The organism is Prevotella herbatica, assembly GCF_017347605.1.
Lineage (GTDB): Bacteria > Bacteroidota > Bacteroidia > Bacteroidales > Bacteroidaceae > Prevotella > Prevotella herbatica.
Genome location: NZ_AP024484.1, coordinates 2,246,563 through 2,272,850, shown reverse-complemented (window position 1 = coordinate 2,272,850; position 26,288 = coordinate 2,246,563). Strand labels below are relative to the sequence as shown.

28 protein-coding genes are annotated in these 26,288 nt (G+C 32.1%); 4 read left to right on the top strand and 24 right to left on the bottom strand.

Features of this window, described 5'->3' with window-relative positions; translation table 11 throughout:
• Positions 1–355 precede the first annotated feature (355 nt).
• On the top strand, positions 356–697 hold the full coding sequence (locus tag prwr041_RS08450) for a helix-turn-helix domain-containing protein (RefSeq protein WP_237072183.1): 342 nt from the start codon (positions 356–358) through the stop codon (positions 695–697).
• Positions 681–2,210, top strand: a complete 1,530-nt coding sequence (locus tag prwr041_RS08445; RefSeq protein ID WP_207153379.1) for a type II toxin-antitoxin system HipA family toxin — start codon at positions 681–683, stop codon at positions 2,208–2,210. The genes prwr041_RS08450 and prwr041_RS08445 overlap by 17 nt, the downstream gene beginning before the upstream one ends.
• Positions 2,211–2,285: 75 nt before the next feature.
• On the opposite strand, the gene prwr041_RS08440 is transcribed toward prwr041_RS08445, so the two are convergent.
• From prwr041_RS08440 to prwr041_RS08425, 4 genes are all read right to left on the bottom strand, one after another.
• Positions 2,286–3,437 (bottom strand): nucleotidyltransferase family protein, encoded by a 1,152-nt coding sequence (locus prwr041_RS08440; RefSeq protein ID WP_207153378.1) that lies wholly within the window; start codon positions 3,435–3,437, stop codon positions 2,286–2,288.
• A 74-nt stretch (positions 3,438–3,511) separates the two neighbouring features.
• On the bottom strand, positions 3,512–4,336 hold the full coding sequence (locus tag prwr041_RS08435; protein ID WP_207153377.1) for an ImmA/IrrE family metallo-endopeptidase: 825 nt from the start codon (positions 4,334–4,336) through the stop codon (positions 3,512–3,514).
• A complete protein-coding gene (locus tag prwr041_RS08430; protein ID WP_207153376.1) occupies positions 4,320–4,634 on the bottom strand; it encodes a hypothetical protein in 315 nt (104 codons plus the stop codon). The genes prwr041_RS08435 and prwr041_RS08430 overlap by 17 nt, the downstream gene beginning before the upstream one ends.
• A 12-nt stretch (positions 4,635–4,646) precedes the next feature.
• Positions 4,647–5,276: a hypothetical protein gene (locus prwr041_RS08425; protein WP_207153375.1), complete on the bottom strand. Its 630-nt coding sequence runs from the start codon at positions 5,274–5,276 to the stop codon at positions 4,647–4,649.
• 95 nt (positions 5,277–5,371) lie between these two features.
• On the opposite strand from prwr041_RS08425, the gene prwr041_RS08420 reads away from it, so the two are divergent.
• Positions 5,372–5,647 (top strand): hypothetical protein, encoded by a 276-nt coding sequence (locus prwr041_RS08420; protein ID WP_207153374.1) that lies wholly within the window; start codon positions 5,372–5,374, stop codon positions 5,645–5,647.
• 10 nt (positions 5,648–5,657) lie between these two features.
• A complete protein-coding gene (locus prwr041_RS08415) occupies positions 5,658–5,798 on the top strand; it encodes a hypothetical protein (protein WP_207153373.1) in 141 nt (46 codons plus the stop codon).
• A gap of 338 nt (positions 5,799–6,136) precedes the next feature.
• On the opposite strand, the gene prwr041_RS08410 is transcribed toward prwr041_RS08415, so the two are convergent.
• From prwr041_RS08410 to prwr041_RS08315, 20 genes are all read right to left on the bottom strand, one after another.
• On the bottom strand, positions 6,137–6,511 hold the full coding sequence (locus prwr041_RS08410; RefSeq protein ID WP_207153372.1) for a hypothetical protein: 375 nt from the start codon (positions 6,509–6,511) through the stop codon (positions 6,137–6,139).
• A 30-nt stretch (positions 6,512–6,541) separates the two neighbouring features.
• Positions 6,542–7,675, bottom strand: coding sequence for a dTDP-glucose 4,6-dehydratase (locus tag prwr041_RS08405; protein WP_207153371.1), 1,134 nt, complete (start codon positions 7,673–7,675; stop codon positions 6,542–6,544).
• Positions 7,676–7,694: 19 nt separating this feature from the next.
• The gene (gene rfbC, locus prwr041_RS08400; protein WP_207153370.1) at positions 7,695–8,267 is read right to left on the bottom strand and encodes a dTDP-4-dehydrorhamnose 3,5-epimerase; all 573 of its coding nucleotides are present in this window, start codon (positions 8,265–8,267) and stop codon (positions 7,695–7,697) included.
• 266 nt (positions 8,268–8,533) lie between these two features.
• Complete coding sequence (locus prwr041_RS08395; protein ID WP_207153369.1) at positions 8,534–9,637, bottom strand: nucleotidyltransferase domain-containing protein; 1,104 nt, start codon at positions 9,635–9,637, stop codon at positions 8,534–8,536.
• 202 nt (positions 9,638–9,839) lie between these two features.
• A complete protein-coding gene (locus prwr041_RS08390; RefSeq protein WP_207153368.1) occupies positions 9,840–10,856 on the bottom strand; it encodes an NAD-dependent epimerase/dehydratase family protein in 1,017 nt (338 codons plus the stop codon).
• A 10-nt stretch (positions 10,857–10,866) separates the two neighbouring features.
• A complete protein-coding gene (locus prwr041_RS08385) occupies positions 10,867–11,982 on the bottom strand; it encodes a glycosyltransferase (RefSeq protein ID WP_207153367.1) in 1,116 nt (371 codons plus the stop codon).
• Positions 11,979–12,911, bottom strand: coding sequence for an NAD-dependent epimerase/dehydratase family protein (locus tag prwr041_RS08380; RefSeq protein ID WP_207153366.1), 933 nt, complete (start codon positions 12,909–12,911; stop codon positions 11,979–11,981). Before prwr041_RS08380 ends, prwr041_RS08385 begins: the two co-directional genes overlap by 4 nt.
• Positions 12,912–12,933: 22 nt before the next feature.
• Complete coding sequence (locus prwr041_RS08375) at positions 12,934–13,635, bottom strand: glycosyltransferase (protein WP_237072182.1); 702 nt, start codon at positions 13,633–13,635, stop codon at positions 12,934–12,936.
• 11 nt (positions 13,636–13,646) lie between these two features.
• A complete protein-coding gene (locus prwr041_RS08370; protein ID WP_207153364.1) occupies positions 13,647–14,351 on the bottom strand; it encodes a glycosyltransferase family 2 protein in 705 nt (234 codons plus the stop codon).
• Entirely contained in the window at positions 14,344–15,591 is a 1,248-nt protein-coding gene (locus prwr041_RS08365) for a hypothetical protein (RefSeq protein WP_207153363.1), read from the bottom strand. Before prwr041_RS08365 ends, prwr041_RS08370 begins: the two co-directional genes overlap by 8 nt.
• 2 nt (positions 15,592–15,593) lie before the next feature.
• Positions 15,594–16,298, bottom strand: coding sequence for a polysaccharide deacetylase family protein (locus prwr041_RS08360; protein ID WP_207153362.1), 705 nt, complete (start codon positions 16,296–16,298; stop codon positions 15,594–15,596).
• A 1-nt stretch (position 16,299) separates the two neighbouring features.
• The gene (locus tag prwr041_RS08355; protein WP_207153361.1) at positions 16,300–17,460 is read right to left on the bottom strand and encodes a hypothetical protein; all 1,161 of its coding nucleotides are present in this window, start codon (positions 17,458–17,460) and stop codon (positions 16,300–16,302) included.
• Positions 17,441–18,343, bottom strand: coding sequence for a glycosyltransferase family 2 protein (locus prwr041_RS08350; RefSeq protein ID WP_207153360.1), 903 nt, complete (start codon positions 18,341–18,343; stop codon positions 17,441–17,443). Before prwr041_RS08350 ends, prwr041_RS08355 begins: the two co-directional genes overlap by 20 nt.
• Before the next feature lie 4 nt (positions 18,344–18,347).
• The gene (locus prwr041_RS08345) at positions 18,348–19,397 is read right to left on the bottom strand and encodes a nucleotidyltransferase family protein (RefSeq protein WP_207153359.1); all 1,050 of its coding nucleotides are present in this window, start codon (positions 19,395–19,397) and stop codon (positions 18,348–18,350) included.
• A 2-nt stretch (positions 19,398–19,399) separates the two neighbouring features.
• The gene (locus prwr041_RS08340) at positions 19,400–20,023 is read right to left on the bottom strand and encodes an acetyltransferase (protein WP_207153358.1); all 624 of its coding nucleotides are present in this window, start codon (positions 20,021–20,023) and stop codon (positions 19,400–19,402) included.
• 285 nt (positions 20,024–20,308) lie between these two features.
• Entirely contained in the window at positions 20,309–21,451 is a 1,143-nt protein-coding gene (locus prwr041_RS08335; RefSeq protein ID WP_207153357.1) for a LegC family aminotransferase, read from the bottom strand.
• A 2-nt stretch (positions 21,452–21,453) separates the two neighbouring features.
• Positions 21,454–22,662, bottom strand: coding sequence for a polysaccharide biosynthesis protein (locus tag prwr041_RS08330; RefSeq protein WP_207153356.1), 1,209 nt, complete (start codon positions 22,660–22,662; stop codon positions 21,454–21,456).
• Between the two features lie 17 nt (positions 22,663–22,679).
• Positions 22,680–23,624, bottom strand: a complete 945-nt coding sequence (locus tag prwr041_RS08325) for an ATP-grasp fold amidoligase family protein (RefSeq protein WP_207153355.1) — start codon at positions 23,622–23,624, stop codon at positions 22,680–22,682.
• Between the two features lie 4 nt (positions 23,625–23,628).
• Entirely contained in the window at positions 23,629–24,750 is a 1,122-nt protein-coding gene (locus prwr041_RS08320) for a CapA family protein (RefSeq protein ID WP_207153354.1), read from the bottom strand.
• Positions 24,747–26,282 carry a lipopolysaccharide biosynthesis protein gene (locus tag prwr041_RS08315; protein ID WP_207153353.1) on the bottom strand — a complete coding sequence of 512 codons (1,536 nt, stop codon included), beginning with the start codon at positions 26,280–26,282 and terminating at the stop codon, positions 24,747–24,749. Before prwr041_RS08315 ends, prwr041_RS08320 begins: the two co-directional genes overlap by 4 nt.
• Positions 26,283–26,288 lie beyond the last annotated feature (6 nt).

Genomic DNA, 26,288 nt, shown 5'->3' with positions numbered 1-26,288 from the left:
TTTTTAAAGTCCGATTGCATCTGGCAAATATAACAAGTATTTTTAATAAATGCAAGTTTATATCCTTTTGTTTGGATGTATCATGCAAATTGAAGAAACACCAATACGTATAGTTAAGCTTTGATGCCTATAACATACTATAAATCAGTGTATGATAAAATTTTAAGAATCACTCTATCTAATGCTTTATATTTTTATTTCAACCTACTAGTTTTATAAACATTATATTTATCGCTATAACAACTTTATAAGTCTCTGTTATTTTGTTATTATCTACATCTAAGCACAAAATTATATTTATTTTGCGTTCATATATTATTCTTTATAGAATATATTTGCAGTTAACAGATAATTTATGTACTTTTGCCACATGGATGAGCTGAACCATATAAACAAGAAATCTGCAAGTGAAGTGATAGCTGCTTTAGGCAAGCGCTTCAAAGAGTATCGATTAGTTTCAAGACTTACGCAGAAAGAGGTCTCAGAGAAATCTGGTGTGAGCGTACTCACTATCAGACGTTTTGAGTTGGGATATTCATACAATATCACAATGGGAAATTTCATCTCAATGCTGAAAGCTATAGATTTTACAGATGGAATCGCAGATATTATGCCAGAGATTCCTGTGTCACCTTATGCGATGGCGAAATTAGAAGAACGTAAACCTAAGAGAATAAGACATGGAAAACAATCTTAAAGTTATCATCTGGAATCAGGAAGTAGGACGGCTCACTTGGGATATCCGACGCAATCGTTCTATTTTTGAGTACAATCCTACATTTCTAAAAAATGGACCGGACATAGCACCGCTTACTGCATCTATACGAAATCCCAAAAGTCGTTTTCCTTTCTATGGACTGCAAAACGATAGTATTTTTCATGGTCTACCAGCTTTCATCAGCGATAGTATGCCTGGCAGATGGGGAAATACAGTATTTGCAGCATGGGCACAATCGAAGAACATTAAGGATAAAAATTTGACACCAATCGATAAACTGTCATTTATCGGACAACGAAGCATGGGAGCTCTCGAATTCGAACCCTCAAGACAGATTGGCACAAACGACGATATCAACTTAGATAATTTATATCATAAAGCTCAGGAAATATTACAAAAGCGCGAAGATACTGTTGTTGCAGGCAAAGACATTTCTTTGGAAAGCTTGTACGAAGTTGGCACTTCAGCTGGTGGGCAACATACCAAAGCCATTATCGCGCGTAACAAAATAACAGGAGAAATCAGATCAGGACAAATTCTGCTGCCTTCTGAATACACCTATTACATCTTAAAATTTGCAGAGAAAGACTATTATCCTTTGACAATAATAGAGATGGTTTATAGCGAAATGGCGAAATTGGCAGGAATAACAATGATGCCCTCAGAGTTGATTAAGATAGATGGAGACTACCACTTTCTTACAGAGCGTTATGACCGTAAGAATGGCAAGAAGATTCATACACAGACTTTGGCTGCAATGAACCCCGAGGCTAGCAGTTATGAAGATTTGATGGACGTTTGTGATGAACTGGGCTTACCTTACAAAGAAAAGGAAGAAACCTACAGACGCATGGTTTTCAATATATTGACAACAAATGTAGATGCTCATATCCAGAATTTTTCATTTATGATGGAAGAGAATGGTGCATGGCATATTACGCCAGCTTATGATATGACATTCTCTTGTTTCAACCCAGGTAATCATTTCGATCCATCACATTATCTTTCAGTCAATGGGAAATCCATGAATATCACCCATGAAGACTTGTTGGTTTTTGGAAGAAAGAATAACCTCAAAAATCCAGAGGATATTATACGCAATACGGTAAATGCAGTAACAGAGTTCAGAAGACTATCCGAAAGATATAGCGTAGACAGTTATTGGATAGATAAGATTGAGGGGCATTTTGCCGAGATGAATCCTGATTTACTGTCATCGTTGGATGGATACAAACCATCTATTTTCAATTATGTTCAAAAAGATTATCATATTTCTATAGCAGATATTCAATGGACAGAAATGGGTAATGGAGCGTGGCGACTGACAGCTACATTGAACAATATCCCATTTAAAAAAACATTTTCAAAGACTTCAGTTGAAGCCAAGGAGATCATTAAGTTTGGAGGTATAAAAATGTCTTTCGAACACCAGAAGGAATACATAAATAAATATTTCATTCCAAAATATTTGGAAATCTATTCAAGCAAATAACAATCCCACAATCATGAAAATTAGTCGATGGTGATTAGCGGTAAAAGTTCTAATGCTCGTTATATATTCAACATTCTATATGTCTTCCTGCTTTTTCAGCTTTGTCTTTTTATGCTTCAGCCTCCAGCAGAAATGCCAGATGCGGAATATCGGTTCAGAGATTGCTTCTGACGGGAAATACCTTAGTAATCGCCAATCACGATACAGACGTTGCAAATTTCTTCCCCATACGTCATTGCCGAAGTTATACCGTGTATCATACCTTCCGAAGTTACCTCCTTGCAATACTTCGTTCAGCACAAATCGCCCACGTTTTTCATCAACAGGTACCAGAACCTTTTCTTGTTTCATTCCAAAATACTCTGTCAATATCCACATGATTGCACCAGCTATATGGCAAATACCAAGATGTGAGAACAACGCTTTATAATCATTACTGAATTCTACATCATTCTCTAGCACATAGTAATAGTCCAGCAACTGCCTAAGTCCGATACCTTCATGAAACAGATGTTTGTAAATGTGGCTCAACAAAAACACCTTATTAAATTCAGACGTAGGAACAGCAATCACTCCATCCGCCATCTCTGTTCTGTTATGGAACTGTTCATCAGCGTTTTCAGTGAAAAACTCCTGTAGTCTAGAATTGAAAATGAAATTAAACATGAACGAAGGACGATAATGCACCTCCACATCGGTTCCGTTAAATCTAGGATATTCAATATGATTATAGATTGCTATTGCATCAGGTTCCTGCAATCTAACATATTTTATTATTTTCCTTACATCATCAGCAACTTTCCTTTTTCCTAAGTCATACTTCCTCGGTCTAATCAATATATCTATATCACCAGGAGTACGGGAGTTAGGCTGCGGATACAACAAGCCATTGCCCTGTCCTTTAAGAAGGCAAGATTGGAATTTGTCTTGAGCAAACTTTTCAGATAGCTTAATGACATTAGCCGTGACATTATGATTTATTCTCTCAATAGCCCTAACTTGTCCGAGCCATTCTATCACCAGCTTTCCAAACACATCTTTTTCTTCATCATCATCCGACGGAGGTGTAGCTCTTTCAAGAGCACGGAATATCACCGCCAACAACGATTGCTTTTGGGCTATGCAGTATATCTGTTTCCATTCATTCACAGACAGCTGTGGAACTTCAATATCATCATGAATAGCGCATCGAAGAATCTGGAAGAATTTATTGTATATGTCAATCATATAAGTATAAAATCGGCTATGATACATCATATTTTATGTATCTTTTTTAAATTGTATAGTAATAAAAGATAAAATCAACGCATATTGCTGTTCTCCCATATTACACTTAATGCCATATTCCTATATGGAATACACCATTCAAAGAATTCCTGGTTATTTTCTTCTTTGATATTTATGTCAAAACAATCACCGGCGTAGATAATCTCTTTCTGGCAGCAATCGCTATTATTATTCTCATAGAAAAATGTTCCCATAACGGTATTTTCAGGAATAGCATCACCTCTGCCATTACCATACTTCATTCGCCAAAAAGGGAAATTTTCGTTGCGACACACCCACCTAATTTTTCCATTGATACCAAAAACAACCATAATAGGAATATTCCCAATAGCTGAATATCTTAATGCCGCAGCAGATTTACTAACATTATAATATTTTGCTATATTTTCTATAAGAGAAAAATCGAAAGGAACACCTTTAATGAAATCTAAAAACGAATACTCTGGCATTAAAAGTGACGAAGCAAATGCATCAGCCTCACGTTCTATCATCCATGCACTATTATCATATAAAAAATTAACAGAACAATGAGGTGGCATTGTCCCACTCATCAAGCCAAGTCTATGTGATGGAATAAAATAATGCCCCAACTCATGCGCGAAGGTGAACCTTCCTTTAGCATTATCCAGAGAATTGGCCCTTGCACAATTGATATGAATATAGAATTCATCAGTAAATGGTTCAAAACATGTCAGTCCATCAAATGTATCTTTACCATAATCATCATAGATAACATTGATGAGCTCATCATCGGCAATCTTTTTAAGAAGAATTGGGCTATCATAATTTCTAGCCACTTCTTCAGCTAGACTAGTTATGCATTTATTTATCTTCATCATTCTTTGAGGAATGTTGACTTTTTATTTTCTTTATTATATTCTGAGGCAAACTTTCCAAGTTACGTGCTGCGGCCCTTCTTATCGGTTCTGTAACCATAGATGAATCATCTGCATGCATATAAGAAATACTACATGAGCACGATTTTTTGATAATCTTTTCAACATCAACTCGCCTGTCTGAATTTCTTAACTTATAACTTGTATTATGTTTTTCTGTTTCATACAACTCATATTCATTACGCGGAGGCAAATAGCCACTAGTGCAAAGCATAAAATGAATCTCCTCAATGTCATTCATATTAAGAATAATTTATATTTTAACGTTTAATGAAGCAATTGCTTCTTTCTTGTAAACCCTTATTGAAGACTGTTTTAAATTCAAGCGAGATCTTAATTTTAACAATAATGTACGTGGCATATTCTTCCCCTGTACTTCATAAGCTAAATATGTAAGTAAAACTATTTTATGTTTCTCGTCCATACAAGAAAGCCTTAAATCAAGATCTAAAGATTTTTCTTTTCTCTCGTCATCTGGTATATATTTATATTCAGAAGATATTTCATAAAACTCTGTTCCGTTAGTAATAATCGCTAAATTTTCATCTCCATTCACAACTGCACATTCACCACTATCTTTAAATTTTAGGATCTGGGTATAAGCAATTCTGTTCAACCATATAACAATAGCATCATCCACATTTTTACATTTAGATTTAGACTTATCAAAATTGTGATATTTCCAAACTCTTGCAAATGCACATTCTACTGATTTAAAAGCCACATCAGGAGAATATCCATACTTAATACACTGTGGTTCAACTAATCGCAAAAGCCTCTCTTCATATTTTGAACAAAACTGAACAAATGCTTTTTTTGCAGAATCTTCATTATTTTCCCTATTTGCGATTTTTTGCATTAGCATATCGCCAGATAATTCCATATTTCTATCTATTAATATAATTAATACGTATTTTAATAAATAACTAACGCTTTTGGTAAACTGTTAGGAGCCACATATTAACGTGGAAAAATAAAATGTTTGTTACAAATGTAAACGGTTCAGCCCGTTATTCTGCCCCATCGGGCTATTCATCATGGTTGGATTATTGGAATGCCCATGCATCACATAGGGCTTACAGATGTGGTGCAACAGATTGTCATCACAGAGGTGACTTAGTCGGCGCCCATGTTCAGAAAGCATACAGCAGCGATCAAAGTTGGTATATTGTGCCACTTTGTAACAGTTGTAATCAAAGGACGGGCAACTTCTATGTTGATGAAGAATTAGTGCCAGTTCCAAGTAATTTATAATTTTTAGAATATGAACAACTCCAAAAAAGTTACGAGTAGAAAAGCTGCCAAGGCAGCTTCAAGCGTTCTCAGAGATGGCAGAACTAGTAGTAAAAGTAAGACCGCTGCAGGCAGTGCTCTTACGCAAACCCCCAACAAAAAGAAAAAATAATTTATTGTTGGTTCTCTGTACAATTTCCAAGTAGGTCCTCTATTTGGAGATTGTACAAACCATATTATGCCATATTAAATAAAACATAATATAAATGCCTAACATAGAACTTATAAATTTGAGAGACCATATTATCCAAACAACACAAGAAAGACAGCCGTGGAACTTCAAGGTCATTATGAATAGCACACCGAAGAATCTGTATGAATTTATTATGAATATAAATTATATAAGTAATTAACTTAGCAATGCAACACTATTATCATATATATATAAAACTAACAATATAATATGTCTACCAGATTTCCATAACTGTCAATAAATAATATTGATTATTATTAGACTATTTCCATGTTGTCTATTTTTTCGCTTATTTGTTGTATTGATAGTCCTGTATGTATGTCATTTGACTTCATCTCATCTTCAATAATCAAGCGTAAATATCGATAAAAAGATTTAGGAATAATAAACCAAATAGGGACACCATGTGATTGTGGAATTCCTACACATTCTTTACTCCCATTTATTTTTTCATCATCCATTTGTTCATGGTCACTCACATTCCAACGAAGTCCTATTACTGGACTATCATCATAAATAAGCTTTACAATTGAATATGAAAAAGGACCACCATCAAAAAGAAGTTCAACATTTTCTACAAACTCCTTTGGAGAAATAACATCCAATGGATTTTTATACTTAAAGTTACACATTTTGTTATTAAACTATTTTACTAAAATTGATTATCTGCCTTTATACATATTTTCATAATACTGTTGGTAATCACCGGAAGTGACATTATCCATCCACGCCTGATTATCAAGGTACCATTTAACCGTTTTCTCAATACCTTCTTCAAACTGCAAACTAGGTTCCCAACCTAATTCATTCTGAAGTTTTCTGCTATCAATAGCATATCTTTTGTCATGACCTAATCTATCCGTGACATGCGTAATTAAATTGAGGTCCTCTCCTTCTTTCCTACCAAGCAGTCTATCAACAGTCTTGATAAGAACCTTTATGATATCAATGTTTTTCCATTCGTTGAATCCACCAATATTATAAGTATCAGCAATACTTCCATTATGGAATATCACGTCAATAGCACGAGCGTGATCCTCAACATACAACCAGTCACGTACATTCTCTCCCTTACCATATACAGGTAAAGGCTTACGGTGGCGAATGTTATTAATAAATAAAGGTATCAACTTCTCTGGAAACTGATACGGGCCATAGTTATTTGAACAGTTCGTGACTATAGTAGGCATACCATAAGTATCATGAAATGCACGAACGAAATGATCACTACTAGCCTTACTTGCCGAATATGGACTATGCGGGTTATATTTTTTATCCTCTGTAAAAAAGTCAGTACCATAAGTATGATGAAGCTCAGAAGAAGCCTTCGTTGAGAATGGAGACTCCAATCCTTCGGGATTAGTCATTTCCAAAGCACCATAAACTTCATCTGTTGATATATGATAAAATCTCTTACCATCATATTTTTCAGGCAAGCTCTCCCAATATAATTTGGCAGCCTGAAGCAACGTCAAAGTTCCCATCACATTAGTACGTGCGAAAGTGAACGGATCCTTAATACTGCGGTCAACATGACTCTCCGCTGCAAGATGAATAATGCCATCAACATGTTCATTCTGGATAAGTTGAAATACACCGTCAAAGTCGCAGATATCCATTTTAACGAACTTATAATTAGGTTTATCTTCTACATCTTTCAGGTTAGCCAAGTTACCAGCATACGTCAATTTATCTAGATTGATTATATTATATTCAGGATACTTATTCACAAATAATCTTACAACGTGGCTACCAATAAAGCCAGCACCACCTGTAATTATAATGTTTCTTTTCATTATTCTTTTAAGCAAAATATTATTTATACAAATCTACATTATAGTCAAAAGGACTATCAAAGTCCTTAAGCAAATCATGTTTAGTATCCTTCTCACTTAAGATAGTCTTATCAGTAGGAATATTCCAGTCTATGCCAAGACTGTCATCAATAATACTTATTCCGCCATCTGCCTCTGGGTGATAAAAATTATCACACTTATATTGGAACACTGCCACATCACTTAACACAGAGAATCCATGAGCGAAACCCCTTGGAATAAAAAATTGACGATGATTATCCTCCGTCAGTTTCACAGCCACATGTTTACCATACGTAGGAGAACCTTTACGGATGTCAACTGCAACGTCAAGAACTTCACCTTTAACGCATCTCACCAACTTGCTTTGACTATATGGTGGACGTTGGAAATGCAACCCACGCATAACCCCATACGAAGACATACTCTCATTATCTTGACAAAAATTCACATTGCCAACCTTTTCATTAAACTCCCTCTGTGAGAAGCTTTCAAAGAAATAACCACGTTCGTCTTTAAATACACGAGGCTCTATAATAAGGACATCGTCAATATCTGTTTTTATAATATTCATTGCAATACTATTATCTATTTTTACAATACGTCAAAATTATTAATAAAACATTCTTCTCCATTGGACGTATATACAAATTTAACTACGAAGATATTATTAATTTATGTTTTTCATGATAACTAAAATACGACTATAAGAGTATTGGAATGATTAGTTCACTCTTATAAATCGAAATATAGCATAACCGTAATACTACGATTAAAAAGTTAATATCAGAATTGTGATAATAACTTACTAACCTATAGCCTTCATCGCATTTCTTTTGGTTATAAAATATCTGTTCGATCTCTTCCAATCCTTATATATTTCCGCATTGATCTATACATTTCATGAGGAATATACACTGAATTTTCCAAAGGTGATAAAGACATGAATCTTATCGTATGTGATATAGCCAGAAATCCTGTTTCCAAGCTATGCAATAATCCAATTCTATTGATTTTTCTATTGCTCCATCCAAAGTTACCACCATGATATATAACCTTTAACACTTTTTTTCCCCATCTTCTGTCATTCTCATTTACGGGAAGAGGAAAAGTGTCTTTTTCTAATCCCAATTTATCAATAAGAATACTTCCAAAGGCACAATATGCTTTCACATATCCTAACTTATTCAGTATCTTTTCAACCTCATTACGATCAATTTCATTTCTATAATGATCCAAGAATACCGCCCAGTCACATAACTGTCGCAGCCCGATACCTTCTTTCATAAAATGATGATATATGTGAATAAATAGATATACGGCATTTGTCGTTGGTGACAATGTTGATACATCAATATCATTAATACAGATATTATCACACTTCTTATTTTGTATTTCTGCTTCAATCAAACTGTCCCAAAACTCTTGATGCCTTTTGACACTAAAGTTTGCCAACTTAAAATGAAGTTCGAAATCTACGCCATCCTTTTTGTAAGACAGATGTTTAAAAGAAACTTCATCATTGAATGAAACATCATTCTTTAGTAGTCTCAATAGCCTTTCCCTATCCTTTTCTGCACAATAAAAATCAACATCACCTGCACATCTAATATTCTGCTTACCATAAAGGTACGCCATTGTCTGACCTTTGAACACAAAATATCCAATAGAATTTTTATTCAATAAGAAACAAAGTTCAGTCAATCCCTCATCAACATTTCTATTATTACGCTTTACGGCATTGAGATACGACAAAAGCATCATTACATTATCGCGACCAATAGGAATATCATTGCTTATAATAGCATCAGCAACCAATCCAATCACAGACTGACGTTTTGCCAATTCCATTATTACCGTTATATCCTTTTCTGATATAACAATATTAACGTCTTTTTTCCACAAAGAATATTTTAGTAAAGTAAACAAATCTTCAGTAAACATAAAAAGTATTTTATTGAAATTTTAAATCCGTTTAATAAATTATAGTTTTAAATTTACGAATGTTTGTTCATGCATACTTGACATTAAAACTTAAAGTCAAGTCAAGATTTATAGCTTACTAAACGTGTTTTATACTATTGTTAAGTTGCAACAACAATTATTTATCTAACATCACATTAGTTTTCTTAGCCAATATATATTTTTATATCAATTCTTTCTTTTCATTATCTTCAAACCAATCATTTAAAGCATCTTCGAATGACCATTTGAAGTCATAACCTGAATTCTTTAGTTTTGCGCCACATATATTTGTGCTAATCTGTAGTTTTTTCACACGTGCCGGACATATCCCCATAGGACTACCCATACATTTTGCAATGGTAGCAAGTGGCATTATTATCCAATTAGGTATTTCTGGTACGAATACACCTACACCTGTTACCTTTTTCATAGCCTCTACAATATGCTGTATCGTATACGCTGGTTCATAACAACAGTTATATAATTCAACTCCTTGTTCATGGTTTTCTAGACGATACAACATGAAGCGAACTAATTCTTTCACATAGATGCAAGCCTTTATTGTATCCCTACGACCTGGGTATGCAAATTTATGTCCACGTATAGCCCAATACAAGCGAGTAAAATTACCATTTTCACCATGTCCAAACACAACACCAGGCCTAACTATAGTCAACTGACGATTAACGCTATCACCATTCTGCCATATTCTATGAATCTTTTCTGCTACAAGTTTAGATATACCGTAAGCTGTATTAGGAGTTTCAAGAGTCGTTTCAAACTTTTCTACTTCTGCTGCACCATAAGGAGCTATTGAAGACGTAAAAACGATTTTCTTTATATTATATTTTTCGGCAAAAGCGACAACATTCTCCGCCCCATTTATATTTGTTTCAAAATACTCATAGTTCTCATGCCCAGGAGTACGATGAACAGCTGCGAAATTAAATATAATATCATGCTCTGTAGGAGTAAACGGCAAATTCTCTATAGGTTTACGGACGTCAGACTCCACCCATGTACTCTCTAACACATTACCAGAAAGAACAGCTGGCTTATAATCCTTAACAACAGGATTAGGAGTTCCAGGCTTTACAATATCCAGATTATAGATATTAGCATTGGGATAACATTCCCTTATCAAATTCGTAAGATGGGTACCAATAAAGCCAGTACCACCAGTAATTATATAATTCATGAAAGTATCTTTATTTCGTATTTATAACCGCTTTCTCAAAATAATCCATTAATCTATTAGTTTCCATGACAGCATCAAAACCATGCTGTTTTAGATAATCAATACGCCCGCGTCTATTTTTCATAGATTTTTCTGTTTCGGATATGATAATAGAAGCCCAATCATAAGCTGATTTATTTAAACTAATATAGTGTCCCAATTCTTGAATTGCTGCTTCATGAGTAATAACATCAGATAAGAAAACAGGAAGGCCTGCAGCTTGTGACTCAACCCCTACAACAGGAAATCCCTCATATAAAGAAGGAAGTAAAAATGCGTCAAAAGCATTATAAAATTGTTTTATATCTTCTCTTCGTCCAAGCCAAGTCATTCTATCTCCGAATTCATATTTTTTAATTTTTTCTTTCATTTGTTGCTCCATTGATCCAATTCCAATAATAGCGAATTGCGAATTAGGCTGTTTCTCTTTTATTGCAGCCATTATATCTATTAAGAATAGAGGATTCTTCTGTGTCTCAAATCTGGCAATAGTTCCGTAGACAATTTTATTGTCCCAATTTAGTGTATTTCGAGTTTTATTGCGTAAATTTAAGTCAAATCCATTTTTAGTTGAATCAATGGGATTTAAAAAAATAGCGACTTTTCCATCACGAACTGTTTTTTTTCCAAACTGATATTCTGCACTCTCAATGCCATTAGCCATATAGTAATTACAAAAATAAAGAGAGAACCTTCTTAATATATTTTTTAGTAAGGTCTTTTTTTTCTCAAATTTAGAGGCGGTTGTCAAACTCTCGCTTATCCTCACTTTAATGCCTGAAATCCAAGCAATAAATAAAGGAAATATATTCATTGTATTATTCGCTGAGTAGAATACGTCATATTTATTATCTCTGCATATTTTTCCCAAAGTTATCATATGCTTGAAAATTCTTTGATAAGGAGGTATTACAAGAATTCTTCCACCAAGTTCTTTGACTTCTTCAAAAGGAATACTATTTGAATCTGAATCAACAATCAAATCAAATTGTATTCTATTTCTATCAAAATTACGCAAATAGGACATGATTACACTTTTTTGACCACCAGAGTCGCATTTATTTATACTAACTGCCAATTTAATCATATTATATTTGTATTATCATTCATTATTCCATCGTAAAACAATTTTATACCTTCCTCCATTGTCTTATTTTTATGATCAATGAAATTGTGCAAACGAGTTGTATCAAGAATCATTTTTGGCACGTCATCTTTACGAGCATCAATATATTCAACTTTAAGTTTATCACCACTCATCTTATTTACAAAACTCACAATCTGATTGATCGAATATCCTTCACCAGAACCAATATTTACGGTTTCGTTTAAAACACCCTTATGAATTAGAGATGCCACATAATACACAAAGTCATCAATATAAATGTAATCGCGAATAGTCTCCCCATTACCGAATACATTCACAGGTTCATTCTTCAATAATTTTCCCATTATAACAGCTATAAGTCCTTGCTTACCATAAAGGTTCTGTCCATGCCCATATGGGTTTGATGGGCGCAGAATTATATAATTAAGATTGTACCGACGATGATAAAAATTTATTAAATCCTCGATCTGAACTTTACTTAAACCATAATAGGAAATAGGTGCTGTGGGTTCATCCTCACGAATGGTTCCTCCCTTAACACCATATACGGTACCGCCAGAAGAAAAGAAGACAAACTCAACTTTGTTCTTTGCACAATAATCAAGCAATGGAATAGTATTTATCTGGACTATTTCACAGTTACTGATATAATTATCAACAGAAGAACCAGGAATTATCGTCGAGACCATATGCACTAGCACATTTATATGTTCTTTCTGTATAATACTGATTATTTTTCCTGTCTCGTTCAGATTACCAGCGTAATAATTTATTCCATCATAAGCATGACATGGCTCCGTCAAATCAAAGACAGAAACTCTAAATTTTTCTCGTTTATTAAGTTCCACAGCAAGACTTCTACCAAGGAAACCATTTCCCCCAAGCAGCAATATATTTTTATTCACCATAATAGACATTCATTATCTCAATCTATAAATTAAAATGTCTTATTCTTCTAAATAAGACATTAGCAAGAATATTACAACGTTTTATGAAAAGCTGATAAAAAAAAGAATATGGTGATTTTTCAGCAGAAGGAGAGGCATTATCACCATGACGTCGATACTTTATAAGTCTTTCACTTGAAAACATAACTTTATACTTAGAAAGCGCATACATACCAATCCAGTAATCATGAGCTACTATATGCTTTGGAAAAGGGAGACACTCATTAAGCACATGACGTTTAAAGGCCATGCAACATCCAAGACATCTTGTCTTATATAAATTCTGCCAAAATCCTGTATAACAATGCAATCTACTGAAATAATCATATCCTTTTGAATTACCTTCAGAATCGATAATTTCGGCATTATGTATTATCATATCTACTGTTTTAAGTTCATCCATAGTTTTTTCAACCTTATCAGACATCCATACATCGTCTTGGTCACTCAAAAAGATAATATCGCCTGAAGCATTTTTCAATGCATTCTCAAAATTCCATATAAAACCATGTCTTCCAATATTCTTAAAAAATTTTATGCGATTATCTTTATTAGATTGAATAATAGCCTGGGTCTTATCTTCACTCCCATCATCAGAAATAATTAATTCATCTTTTTCAGAAAGCTGAGACATAATTGAAGAAATTTGTTCTTTCAAATATTTCTCACCATTATAAGTAGCCATACAAACACTAATCATTTTATTTTCTTATAAAATTTATATATATGTCGTAATAAATAAGCCCAGAAACCATTTTGTCTAAGTACTAACTTAAACACATCGTTTTCAAAATCTTTATCAACAACGGACGAACTTATACCACCTACATTAAAATATGATATAATAATAGGCAGATAAACGAATTTTACCAACGGAAATATTTGCAAATTATAATAATAATCTGCATATGTTTTGTATTTAAGTTCATATAAATATGACTTATAAACACTACGAGGATAAAAGATGCATTGATGGCATATATTCTCTAAAGAGATTTTATACTTGTTAAAATGGCCTTTATATATATCATTCCGTTTACCTCTAACTACATTTCCATAATATACACAATCTTTTTCCCTAATTAAATTAACTACATCAGCAATTATATCATATGAAATGAAATGATCATCAGCTCCAAGAAATATAACGAAATCTCCATTAGCAACATTCAATCCTTTATTCATCGCATCATACACACCATAATCAGGTTCACTAATTATGCAATCAATTTTATCTTTATAGCTCTTAAGATGCAGTAATGTAGAGTCATTACTTTTTCCATCTATAACAATATATTCTATATTATTATAACTTTGATTAACGACAGACAATAAAGTCTCATCTATTGTCTCTTCTGCATTGAAACAAACTGTTATCACACTAACCTTCAAATTATCCATTTTTTATTATCTTTATACCTGATATCCTTAATATATATAATAAGGCAAAAGTTTCAGCTGTCAATATTATTAAATTTTGCCATTGAGAAAATGGGTCTGCATTTAACACTAATGCCGTAGAGTAATATGAGCCAAAAATACTTACACCTATTAAGCCACTTGGCAAAAAGCGATTAATTCTAAATGCCAAAAAAGATGCTATATAGCCACATATTGCAGAAAATAAGACTCCGGCATAGTGAAATAATGCATAAGCTGTAATTGGACATCTAGCATTTGGGCCGCCCAATACTCCATCCATTTCGGGTCTAACTTCATACATCAGCAGAGTACCAATAGGTGGTCTAGAAACATGAGGTGAAATATGTAATAAAGACAACAGTGGATGAAATATATATTCTATAGGATTATCTATTTTTATATTTGCTATTACATGATTAGGGAAAGCCATCCAATATCCATCTCCATATTCGACAAACCTAAAACTTAAATTTCCTATAGCTGAATAAAATCCTTCAGACATTCCATTCATTAACAATGTTACTGTTGGGAATAGTAAAATAATGGGATATACGTACGTAGGTATCTTGATCTTTTGTTTTTTAAAAAATACCTTATATATAAAATAATTTCCAATCAATGGTAATATAAAAGACTTTGTTCCTGTAAGAAGATCTAGCAAACACAGTAAAGAAATAAGTAAAATGGATCTACACTTACTTGTCTTAATTCTATCAAACAAATAAATTGTGCAATACGTTTTTGGCAAGTTAATAATAAGTACTACCAAAGAAAGATAACCATTATCAGCAAATACATCAAATCTATTCTCCATAAACAGCCCTATTCCACCAGTAGCAAACACAAACAAATAGCCCGATAATACAAAAACAAAGAATATATTAAATACTAATTTGGATATATTATGTTCATTACTTATGTGATAACCAAATCTATTAAAATAATTTTTATGATAAAATGACATAAAAAACAGCCAAAAAGATATTTCACATAAAACAAAATATAAAAATATACTAGAATCTATTTTCCCTAATTGGAACAAAAACAACGGAATCGTATCTGCGAAAACAGTTCCAATAACTCCCACTAATAATGGATTTAATAAATTTATTATATAACGTCTTGATATAGCATAGAAAATAATAGAAAATATCAATAAATCTATTATGTATAACTTTACATTATCATATAATAAAAAAATGAATTCGTAATCGGTCATATTCAATTCAATTCTCTTGGTAGATAATATTTAAAAGAAGTACATTCCTTTAATGGCAAATTAACAGATGAAACAGCCGTCTTATAACCGACCTTAGAGACCGTTCTTATAGCTTTCAAAGAAACCTGATATGGTTGTCCGTATGGATAAGCAAAATGGTTGATCCTTGTTGAAAATTTTGTTTCCAACTTTAATTTTATTTCTTTAATCTCATAATTATAATCAATATACTTGCCTATTAATTTAACATGACTCATAGAATGCGCACCTAAAGTACAAAGCCCAGATGACAACATTTCCTTAATCTGTAGTTCTGTCAACATACCTGTACTATTAATTAGATTATAAGCAACATAAATTGTAAAAGGAATTCTATGTTTTTTTAATAACGGGAAAGCATTCTTAAATACGGTTAAAGATGTATCATCAAAAGTTATAGAGACAAATCTTTTAGATAATTTGCGACTAATAATATCAGCTACAGAATCCATACTTAGAAATTCATAATTATTATTTATAAAATAATTAATTCTTTTTTCAAAATAATCATAAGAACAATCACAAACATCATTGACATCTTTAACTGGAGATATAGTATGGAACATTAATATATGACCTTCATATTTAGACTTAATCCGCTTAGATATAAAGCTAAACAACCTTATTATTTTAGCAATTAATGCAATATATACTTTATTAAAAATCATACTATAGTTTAATTCTACTAATAAACTTATTTCTTAAAAAGCCTATCATACCTTTTATAAGTATATTTAATCTCAAATTACCATAAAAATATGAATAAAGTGCATTTTTCTCTATATTCTTACATCGTATCTTTGTATCATACAAGAAAAGTCCTTGACCAGAGTTATTTACCATAATATTTACTTCATACGGATGCAAATTCAGACCGAATGATTTAACTATCTTATAATTCAATATTGCACTCGTCAATATCCATCTCTTATAATTTTTCTTTTCTTTTAAATTATAGAAATCTATCGTTAGTTCCGACTGTGACATATTAAGCAATGCATACAACTTAGAATTTGCACAATAAATATCATATTTATTCAATTCAGCAAATTCTGGTAAAATATATTGTTTAGAACCATAGAGCATATTTACTTGGTAAGTATTATTTAGTTCATTGACATGTACACCACAATCATTAAAATTAGTAGCAAGAGATATCTGTGGATACAAAAAGTATTTTTCTGTCTGTATCATATATGCCAATAAATATCTAGACCAAGCATTCTTCCACATTTTTATCTCCTGAGGAATATCAATTTTTTCAAAACTAAAATTTTCATTTTCGTCATACCATGCTCTAAATTCTGACCACATAGAATAAGTCCAACATTCTCCCCACGTGCAAACTTCTTGCCAAAGGAAAACATCTGCCCCATCATTTAAAAATTCCAAAGGAATTTGTGCATATCCATTAATCTCATTTTTAAATAAGCCGATTCCACATATTTGCGTATCTGTTGAATATTTATTAACCGTAGCCTCTATATAATCATAAAAAAAAGGAGAAACGTATATATCATCTTCTAATAAAACTATTGCTTTAAAATACTTGGATAAATCTCCACATTTTAAAATATGTTCTTTTAAGCCTAAACGTTTTGACTGAATAAACACATATTTGTCACCAAATTGCCATCTAAACGATTTTACATAATCATATAGTTCTTCATTTCCACTACAGTCTACACTAATTACCAAAGGTACACTATTTGGAAGTTTAGATACTGATAAACTCTGTAGTAATCTTGACAGAGAATCTATCCTATTATAACCAACGACTACAATAGCTATTTTTTCTTTATTACTTATATCATTTATATTTTTGTCCATACCACATTGTAATTGCTCGAACAGGAATAAATAGATTTTTTAGTGATGGTTTTATTTTCATCAACTCAAGATATGACTTAAAAAAATTAAGGATCTGTCCATCACAGAAATATAATAAAGCTAATCTATAAAGATGAAAAAATTTCTTTCTCGGATATTTTTTAAAGATATCCTCATATTCTAAAAGAAAATATTTATGAAATTGTATATGATGCTTATTTTGTGATCTATAATATCCCCAATCAGACATTCTCTGGCAACCATGATTTACATATACTTTTACTAAAGATTCTGGTACGAAATCGACTTTATATTTTTGACAAAATCTAGCTCCATACTCCCAATCAGAAACTATTCCAACATTTCTCCAACCTCCACTCTGAGCAAAAGCATCTCTTTTAATTAAGAAAGTAGGAGTACCCGAAACTGTAGGACGTTCTACTACATCTATTCCGACATCACCTTTTAATTGGCAATTATGAACATACTTAAACGCTCCGGTCTCATTATCGAAATAACTCATCCAACAATAGACCATACCATATTCAGAAGGAAGTCTAGAAATCAACTCTATCTGCCGCTCTATTTTATTTTCTAAATATTCATCATCATCATCAAGAAATGAGATATAATCTCCGTGACTATGCTCAAAACCATAATTGATTGTTTCTGGGATAGGCAGATTTTCATCTAATTTAAAATACTTTATGCGTTTGTCTTTAAATAAAGCTACTACGTCTTGAGTTTCATCTGTAGAAGCTCCATCAACAATAATATATTCTATGTTAGTATACGTTTGATTTAATACACTATTAATCGCTCGAGAAATAATATTCGCCCTATTTCTTGTAATCGTTATAATACTAACCAAAGGATTTCCCATTTGCTTATTTATTTATTATTTTTAAATACTCTTTCCAATCACCAATATCAGTCCAAGATTTTTCACTTACAGGAAAACACCCAATCTTTCCTCCTCTTTTTTTGACTTTATTCATCAAATCCGTTATATGGAAGAATTCATTATCTGGTATTTCGTTTATTAGTTGAGGTTCTAAGATATAAACACCAGTATTTATCATATAATTAAGATTTGGTTTTTCCCTTAATCCTGTCATTACGCCATTTTCCGTGGTATCAATAACCCCATAAGGAATTTGAATATTTTTCACTGCAGTAACAATCGTAATGTCATTGCCGTTTTTCTTATGATAATTATAAACATCACGATAATCCTGATCTATTAAGATATCACAATTAGAAACAAAAAACGACGTATTTATTTTCCCCCTAAGCAAAGAAACACTACCTATTGTACCAAGAGGTTTATTTTCCTTAAAAAAGGATATATTATATATGTGCGACAACTGACTTAAATAATACTTAATTATGTCATACTTGTAGTTTACTGACATATAGAAATTATGGCAACCTATGTTTTCAAATTGATCCATAATCTCCTCCAATATAGTTTTATCGCCTAATGGGATTAATGGTTTTGGCAAGACGTTTGTCATTGGCTTCAATCTTGTTCCTTTCCCCCCAGCCATAATTACTACAGGCAAATCTATTAATGAGTCATTCTTTATATCATTTTCCCCAAAGAAATCTGTCCATTTATATATTTTTGTGAGAGTTCCATTATCATCTAAGACTGGCATCAATTCGCATCGAATAGCCAACATCTTTTTTTTAATTAGCTCTTCTGTATCATTACTATTAGCAAAATCCTTATTATCTCTAGATACAATAGAGCAAATAGATCTATTTAAATTAGAATCCTTTATAATCGCTCGCTGTATATCTCCTATAGTTATTATCGAGACAAAATTATTATCATCAAATACAAGAAGTACTTTATGTCGAGCAGCATCCATTTTTTTTAAAGTATCAATAATGGATGTGTTAATTGATACCCTTAAGTCATCATTTTCCATAACTATATTTTTTTTGCAGGATTTCCGTAATAAGTTCCTGATAGTATAATATCTTTGCTGATAACAGAACCAGCTCCTATAACACAATTGTCACAAATTGATTTTCCATTTATAACAACAGATTGACTTCCAATAAATGTTCCTTTTCCAACAATGCAATCACCATTAATCATTGAACCCGTAGAAATATGAACATAATCACCAACAACAACACTATGCTCAATATTTGCAGAAGTATTGATAATGCACCCAATACCTATTTTTGCACCTGCATTTACATTAGCATGATGAAGGATAACTGTTCCTTCACCTATTTCTGCAAACTGACTTACATGAGCAGTAGAAGCGATAACTGTACCCAAATGACCGCCAAGAGCACGTATTTTATCATGAAGTTTAATGCGGAGGGTTACATCCTTTATGAAACCAAGTGTAACAACAAAGTCACAATCATTGATGTATTTTGATATATCTTCGTCAGTTCCCAATATTGGTATACCGCACACAAATTTACCAACTCCTGTAGGTAGATCAAGTATCCCTTTTATTAAGAAACCTGCACTGATTGCAGCATCTATAACCGACATACAATGTCCACCACCTCCTATTAATATTATTGGTCTCATTATTTATCTAAAAAAGTGGGCTGTGGAGGATTTTCACCTCGGAGCTACTATCTATCATATAAATTACTATCTTCGAAATTCAAACTACTATTTAGGGTGTAACGTAGCCCTATAGAAGCTCCTACCCACCTTTCTAAATATTTTTTTATATTTCTCATATTATTTAAATCTTTTAATAAGTTATTAATGCTTATAATTCCCATAAAAAATTGATAAAAACTAATTGGTGGGACTCTAAATAATAGAGTTGAAATCGAATCAAGAATTAACACAATCGCCTCTTCTTTATATTCTTACACTACTTGGTATATTAACTACTCTATCTGCAAACCATTCGGTATTTTTCAATCCATCTGTTTCGCAATTTTCAAACATAGGAAGTCTATTCATCAGTTCCCATATAGGTCGTGTCATTACACCATTATCATTTGTATACTGCAAAAAATTCTGCTGAGCAACTTTGTCTTTCAAGAGAACAACATTAAGCCAATAATTACTACGACAATTTTCAGGTTCAGTAAAGAATGTGATGTCAGGTACATTCTTAAAGAACTGTTCATATTCATTTGCCGTTTTACGCTTACTTGCAACATACTCTTCTATATGTTCAAGTTGCGCACAACCTAACGCTGCATTTATATTAGGCATACGATAGTTGTAACCTATATGGTCGTGTTTGAATTCCCAGCGATGTGGTACTTTAGCTTGTGTAGTCAGGTGTTTACCAAATTCCGCAAGTTTTTCATCCTGAAATAGCATCATTCCTCCACCACCAGTTGTTATTGTTTTATTACCATTAAAACTCAATGCTCCAACAACGCCAAAAGTACCAGTATGCTTTCCCTTGTATAGAGAGCCAATACTCTCAGCGGCATCTTCAACTAATTGCAAATGATATTCTTTACAAACTTCAACCATCTCATCCAAATGAATTGGATGACCAAAAGTGTGCATCGGAACAACGGCTTTTACACGGCGACCTGTTTTTTTATTAAACAATTGTTCATCCTTTATTACGCCATTCTTTGCACACCATTCGCGCACAGCAAAAGGAGAAAGTCCCATTGTATCCTTATCAACATCAATGAAGACTGGATGTGCACCTATATAGCTTAACGCATTACATGTAGCAATGAATGTCAGAGCTTGTGTAAGCACCTCATCATCTTGTTCTACACGAGCCAATATCAAAGACATATGTAATGCTGTTGTTCCTGATGCGGTAACTACTGCATGGCTACACTTCGTATATTCAGCTACATCTTTTTCAAATCGATCTACGTAAGCACCTACACTTGAAACAAACGTTGTGTCTATACAATCATCTAAATACTTCTTTTCATTACCAACGAAAACAGGTACCGCAAGAGGAACTTTTTCCTCTTGAAATAAATCTTTAACAAAGTTTGTAATTTTCTTATATCCCATAATTACATTTTTTGATCTAAGTTTTTCCCCTTTTCTTCATGCTCGAAATTCGGAATAAACTTCTTAATTGACTGCACGATTTCTTCTTTTGTAAATTCTGATTCAGAAAATAAATTTTCCATTTCGACGAAAAAAGAATTAATATCATCAAGTGGACGCTTCTTCACTTCCTCTATAACTCCTAAACTTTTAAAGCGTTGTAGGTTAACCTTTTCACCTGGAACATAAAATTCTTCGTATGGTTTTTCTCCAGTTGTATCACTATGGAAATAGACAACAGGGTAAATACTATTACCAAAAGGCATGCCAGATGCAAATTTCTTAGCATCTTCATCAGTTTTAAATTCTTTTTTCTTGCATCCTATTGATTCAACAAACTTATCACATATAGCACTAAATGTCAACATCTGTTCTTCACCAAGTTTGGGAAAGAATATTTCTCCATTATTACCAAGAATACATGCCAACATACAAATTTGACCACTCTCTTCTGGAGAAACGAAATAACGTTTTACATCATTAGGAGCTGCCAATGGCTGTTTTTTCATTACTCGCTTCATCCAACCATCGGGTAAAGATCCATTGGAAAAGGCAACATTTGCAAAACGTGCTGTTGTCACATTGAACTTAGAGGAATAAGCCATTATCATATCCTCCATGATACGCTTACTTGCTCCCATAATATTAACAGGATTTGCTGCTTTGTCTGTAGAAACACAAAAATAATGTTTAGGTGGATAAACAGAAAGTAAATCAAGTAATTTTTTAGCTTTAATATCATTATTTTCAATCAAAGCCTGAACACTATATTTGTCCTTCTCACTTCTAACATGTTTATGCGCAGAAAAATTAGCAACAATATCGAAACCTTTTTCTTCTCTGAAAATTCTTTCAAATATGTGGTCTGCAAAGTTAAGTGTATAAGTCCGATATTCATCAGGTACATACATACCTTCAGTTGAACGTAAGTCTCTTGTAAGTTCAGCCAACCCATTTTCATTTAGGTCAACAACAACTAACTTACATGGGCGAAATTGTAATATAGCACGAATAAACGAAGAACCAATACTACCAGCTCCACCTATAACACAAAGGCTTTTACCTTCAACTTCGTTGCGTATTTTTTCCTTGTTTGCGTCAATATCTTTAGCAAACATGCTTTGACTACGTTCTGTTACGAATTTGCCAATAAACTGATTTAGATTGAACATATTATTAATAAATCTTGTTAAACTTCAAACTGTTGTCCCATTTTCAAAAGAAACTCTTGTGTTAAATAATTCATATATCCACCTTGTGAAGTCATCGTCATTTCACCAAAATATATATGGCCATTTATATTATAAAAGTCAACCCTTGCCTGAGGATTACCATTGGATAAGATTGATGCACATTCCAACATATAATCTAAATTTTGGGGTTTAGGTAATTCTATTGACGACACAGCATGCTCTGGATTTGCTTCAACCATATATTTATTCATACGATTCCAAGAAGTATCATACAAGTCAAATGTTGCCGAACCGTCAGAAATATTTCGATTGTATCCCACAAATATACAATATGGTTTGCCATTAAAACACCAGACCTTATAATCTATTAAAGATTTAGAAATTGAGTTTATTGAACATTCTGTATTAACCAAAAACTCTTCTACCAAAATTATCGTTTCATCTATCAAAGTATAATGTGGTTCTACCGTCAAAACTCCAAATCTCCCGACTTTATACCATTCTCTAATTTGAGACAATAAAGTCGATTTATTAATTTCATCTCTATTTTTCACAACTATATTATCTCCACATCCATTATTATTCTTTATAATAAACTGTTCTGGTAAATTATCAAAATCATTGATAAAATCTTCCGGACTGTAATATTTTGCAATAAGAGGTATAAGAATATTTTCTAACCCCCTATCACGAACATACTCTCGGACTAAATATTTATCGGCCAAATTAGCCCACAGTTTCATATCATAATGAAACTTTTGATAATTAATTTTTTCATTAATGTCTTTGGGATTTTTAAAATTAGGTATTCGCTTACACATTCCGATATAAATGCGTTTTGCCATATATTCTGGAAATAATAAACACTGATAATAAATACGTAAATCATTTAGATAAGTTACAAATCTAATTTTCTTTAGTAATTTTTTCACTTTACTCATAATATCATATCAAATTATTTTTTATCTTTAATCCTCGTTCAAAACACCAACGATGAGTTTCACATTGCAAATTATTCAACATATGTACATCATCAAATTTTATTTTATAAGGTGTTATCTTGCTAAGGAATAATTTAAATAGCATTTTTGCATCTATTTTTGATGGATGAATATAACCTCCCCAAGAACACAATGATGCATATGCATTTAAATGAGACAAACAAATTTCTCTTACATATTGATCATAATTATCTTCAATCAACATATTATTGAGTCTTAGACATAATTTATTCCAACGTAAATCATCGAATAGTTCTATTCTGTTATTTAAAAATTCTGTTCCATAGGTCTTAACATCAATTCCTTCTTTATTAATATTTAATTTAACAAATTCCCCTATATTCCATTTTGAATTATTCTCCAAATTTTCTGTAAAGCAGAAATTTCCAAGACTATACATAATATGTTTATTATTATAGATTTCAAATCCTTGAACTGTGTGTGTATGACCACCTATAACTACATCGCAACCTAAATCAATTAAGGTTCGATACCTAGTTCTCCATTCTGGCAAAGGAACATCAACACATTCTAAACCAGCATGAACCATAATAATAATATAATCAACATTTTTTTTTGTATTTATTATTATGTCATTAACAGAATCATAATTTATCCAAGCACAGCCAAATTTTTGCCTTTTAGCTTTTTTATCAAAAAAGAAACCAAATTGTTGTTCTCCCATTGAAAAAATAGCAACTTTTAGTCCATCCTGTTCTATTATTAATGGACTATATGCCTCATCCCATGTCCCTGCGCCTATGAAATTATTGCCTTTAAATGAATGTATTGTAGACAAATAACCAGAGTCACCATAATCAAAAATATGGTTATTAGCTAAACTTATTACATTAAAACCATTTTTTATTAACCAATGTGGCGCATTTTCATCTTGACTTAAAGAAGGACCTGATTTATGTACTTTTTTTTGGTTTGCAGTTTTTACAGGTGCCTCAAAATTGACAACATTATAATCACCACATTTAAGTATTTTTTTTAATTTTAGTGAGAGTTCTATATTTAATGCGTCATTAACAACGACATCACCAACGAAATTCAATATCATAAATTGTGTCTCCTAATTTTTGCTATTAATAGTTTCTTTTCATTATGGTCTAAACCAAAAATAAATCCAAGTGAGCCTATAAATATAAAAGCACATAATAAATTAACGATATGATAAGTATAACCAACAAACTCTATTTCTTTATCCATCAATATATATAAAATTATAAAAGGTAACATAAAGACAACAGGTTTATAAGTTTCTGATATAAATTTATATATATTAAGAGACGTTTGGATAGAGGCCAAATAAACTATATATCCTCTATTAATTAAATCCAGAATTGTCATTATAACAATAATAATAAAATATGGGGCATGAATAATATAAGCTATAAATGCTAAAGGTAATCCTATCAACATCAAAAAACTCGCTGAAATCTGAAATTTTTTAACATTGCCTGTAGCTAAAATTAGAGGAGGCAAACCTCCTGTTAAGGACCTCACAAATAAACTTAGCAATGTTAAGTAACTAAGCAAAATAACACCAGAAGGAATATTACCTAACCAAATTTTTAATATAAATTCTAACTCTAATATTAATGGAAACAAGACAAATAGCATTATTAAAATACAATATCTTGAAATTTTACTCACCAAAGAATAGCATCTCTTATAATCGCCATTGCTATAAGATTGAGTTATTTGAGGCTCAAAAGATGTGGCTAAATTACCAACGAAATTCATTATATTGTTTTCTATCTGGTATGCTAACGCAAATGCACCATTTATAATGGTACCAAAGAAATAGTTAACGATTATATTAGATCCTTGGGTACGTCCTATATATGCAAATGCACCTATTGCGGTGTAGTTATTAAATGCAATTATTTCACGGCATAACTTCCAATCTTTATATGTTTTAAATTTAACAATATCGGAATAATGCTTATAACAAAATAAACTATAAAGTATAAACGAAGAAAAAGAAATAAGACACGTTCCTATCGCATAAAAACGTAATGCATTTCCTTCAAAATAAGCCAAACATACAACAAGTGGTATTTTTAATAATGTCGTAACAAAATCAATAGAAGCAATAGTTCCAAATTTTTCATAAGCAGACAAAAGTCCTTGATAAGGTACATTTATTATACCAATAATAGAAACTATAGCAGATATTTGAAATACGAAAGAAGCATCTTGTAATTTTTCTGGCACTACATTAAGATAATTATATATATAAAAATTACCTATTGTCTCAACTATAATTAACAAGAGAATTGCAAAGCCAACATGAAGTAACAAACATACATTAAAAATTTTGTTAAGATTTCGATTTGTTTTTCCCATCTCTATATTAATGTATCTACGGGTTGTTGTCTGCATAGCTGTACAAATGAAATTCAATATAGCTACAACCCCTCCAACCACATTGTACAATCCATAATCCGACGCTCCTAAAGCCTTTAAAACGTAACGCACAGTAATTAAGCTGATTAGCGTCACAATAATCATTCGAGCATAAACAATTAATGTATTTATTGCTATTTTCTTATTCTTCTGCGAATAATCTGATTTTAATTCTATCATAATTTT

Coding starts and splice junctions, on each gene's coding strand:
- prwr041_RS08450 (WP_237072183.1), top strand. CDS start 356: ATGTACTTTTGCCACATGGATGAGCTGAACCATATAAACAAGAAATCT.
- prwr041_RS08445 (WP_207153379.1), top strand. CDS start 681: ATGGAAAACAATCTTAAAGTTATCATCTGGAATCAGGAAGTAGGACGG.
- prwr041_RS08440 (WP_207153378.1), bottom strand. CDS start 3,437: ATGATTGACATATACAATAAATTCTTCCAGATTCTTCGATGCGCTATT.
- prwr041_RS08435 (WP_207153377.1), bottom strand. CDS start 4,336: ATGATGAAGATAAATAAATGCATAACTAGTCTAGCTGAAGAAGTGGCT.
- prwr041_RS08430 (WP_207153376.1), bottom strand. CDS start 4,634: ATGAATGACATTGAGGAGATTCATTTTATGCTTTGCACTAGTGGCTAT.
- prwr041_RS08425 (WP_207153375.1), bottom strand. CDS start 5,276: ATGGAATTATCTGGCGATATGCTAATGCAAAAAATCGCAAATAGGGAA.
- prwr041_RS08420 (WP_207153374.1), top strand. CDS start 5,372: ATGTTTGTTACAAATGTAAACGGTTCAGCCCGTTATTCTGCCCCATCG.
- prwr041_RS08415 (WP_207153373.1), top strand. CDS start 5,658: ATGAACAACTCCAAAAAAGTTACGAGTAGAAAAGCTGCCAAGGCAGCT.
- prwr041_RS08410 (WP_207153372.1), bottom strand. CDS start 6,511: ATGTGTAACTTTAAGTATAAAAATCCATTGGATGTTATTTCTCCAAAG.
- prwr041_RS08405 (WP_207153371.1), bottom strand. CDS start 7,675: ATGAAAAGAAACATTATAATTACAGGTGGTGCTGGCTTTATTGGTAGC.
- rfbC (WP_207153370.1), bottom strand. CDS start 8,267: ATGAATATTATAAAAACAGATATTGACGATGTCCTTATTATAGAGCCT.
- prwr041_RS08395 (WP_207153369.1), bottom strand. CDS start 9,637: ATGTTTACTGAAGATTTGTTTACTTTACTAAAATATTCTTTGTGGAAA.
- prwr041_RS08390 (WP_207153368.1), bottom strand. CDS start 10,856: ATGAATTATATAATTACTGGTGGTACTGGCTTTATTGGTACCCATCTT.
- prwr041_RS08385 (WP_207153367.1), bottom strand. CDS start 11,982: ATGATTAAATTGGCAGTTAGTATAAATAAATGCGACTCTGGTGGTCAA.
- prwr041_RS08380 (WP_207153366.1), bottom strand. CDS start 12,911: ATGGTGAATAAAAATATATTGCTGCTTGGGGGAAATGGTTTCCTTGGT.
- prwr041_RS08375 (WP_237072182.1), bottom strand. CDS start 13,635: ATGGCTACTTATAATGGTGAGAAATATTTGAAAGAACAAATTTCTTCA.
- prwr041_RS08370 (WP_207153364.1), bottom strand. CDS start 14,351: ATGGATAATTTGAAGGTTAGTGTGATAACAGTTTGTTTCAATGCAGAA.
- prwr041_RS08365 (WP_207153363.1), bottom strand. CDS start 15,591: ATGACCGATTACGAATTCATTTTTTTATTATATGATAATGTAAAGTTA.
- prwr041_RS08360 (WP_207153362.1), bottom strand. CDS start 16,298: ATGATTTTTAATAAAGTATATATTGCATTAATTGCTAAAATAATAAGG.
- prwr041_RS08355 (WP_207153361.1), bottom strand. CDS start 17,460: ATGGACAAAAATATAAATGATATAAGTAATAAAGAAAAAATAGCTATT.
- prwr041_RS08350 (WP_207153360.1), bottom strand. CDS start 18,343: ATGGGAAATCCTTTGGTTAGTATTATAACGATTACAAGAAATAGGGCG.
- prwr041_RS08345 (WP_207153359.1), bottom strand. CDS start 19,397: ATGGAAAATGATGACTTAAGGGTATCAATTAACACATCCATTATTGAT.
- prwr041_RS08340 (WP_207153358.1), bottom strand. CDS start 20,023: ATGAGACCAATAATATTAATAGGAGGTGGTGGACATTGTATGTCGGTT.
- prwr041_RS08335 (WP_207153357.1), bottom strand. CDS start 21,451: ATGGGATATAAGAAAATTACAAACTTTGTTAAAGATTTATTTCAAGAG.
- prwr041_RS08330 (WP_207153356.1), bottom strand. CDS start 22,662: ATGTTCAATCTAAATCAGTTTATTGGCAAATTCGTAACAGAACGTAGT.
- prwr041_RS08325 (WP_207153355.1), bottom strand. CDS start 23,624: ATGAGTAAAGTGAAAAAATTACTAAAGAAAATTAGATTTGTAACTTAT.
- prwr041_RS08320 (WP_207153354.1), bottom strand. CDS start 24,750: ATGATATTGAATTTCGTTGGTGATGTCGTTGTTAATGACGCATTAAAT.
- prwr041_RS08315 (WP_207153353.1), bottom strand. CDS start 26,282: ATGATAGAATTAAAATCAGATTATTCGCAGAAGAATAAGAAAATAGCA.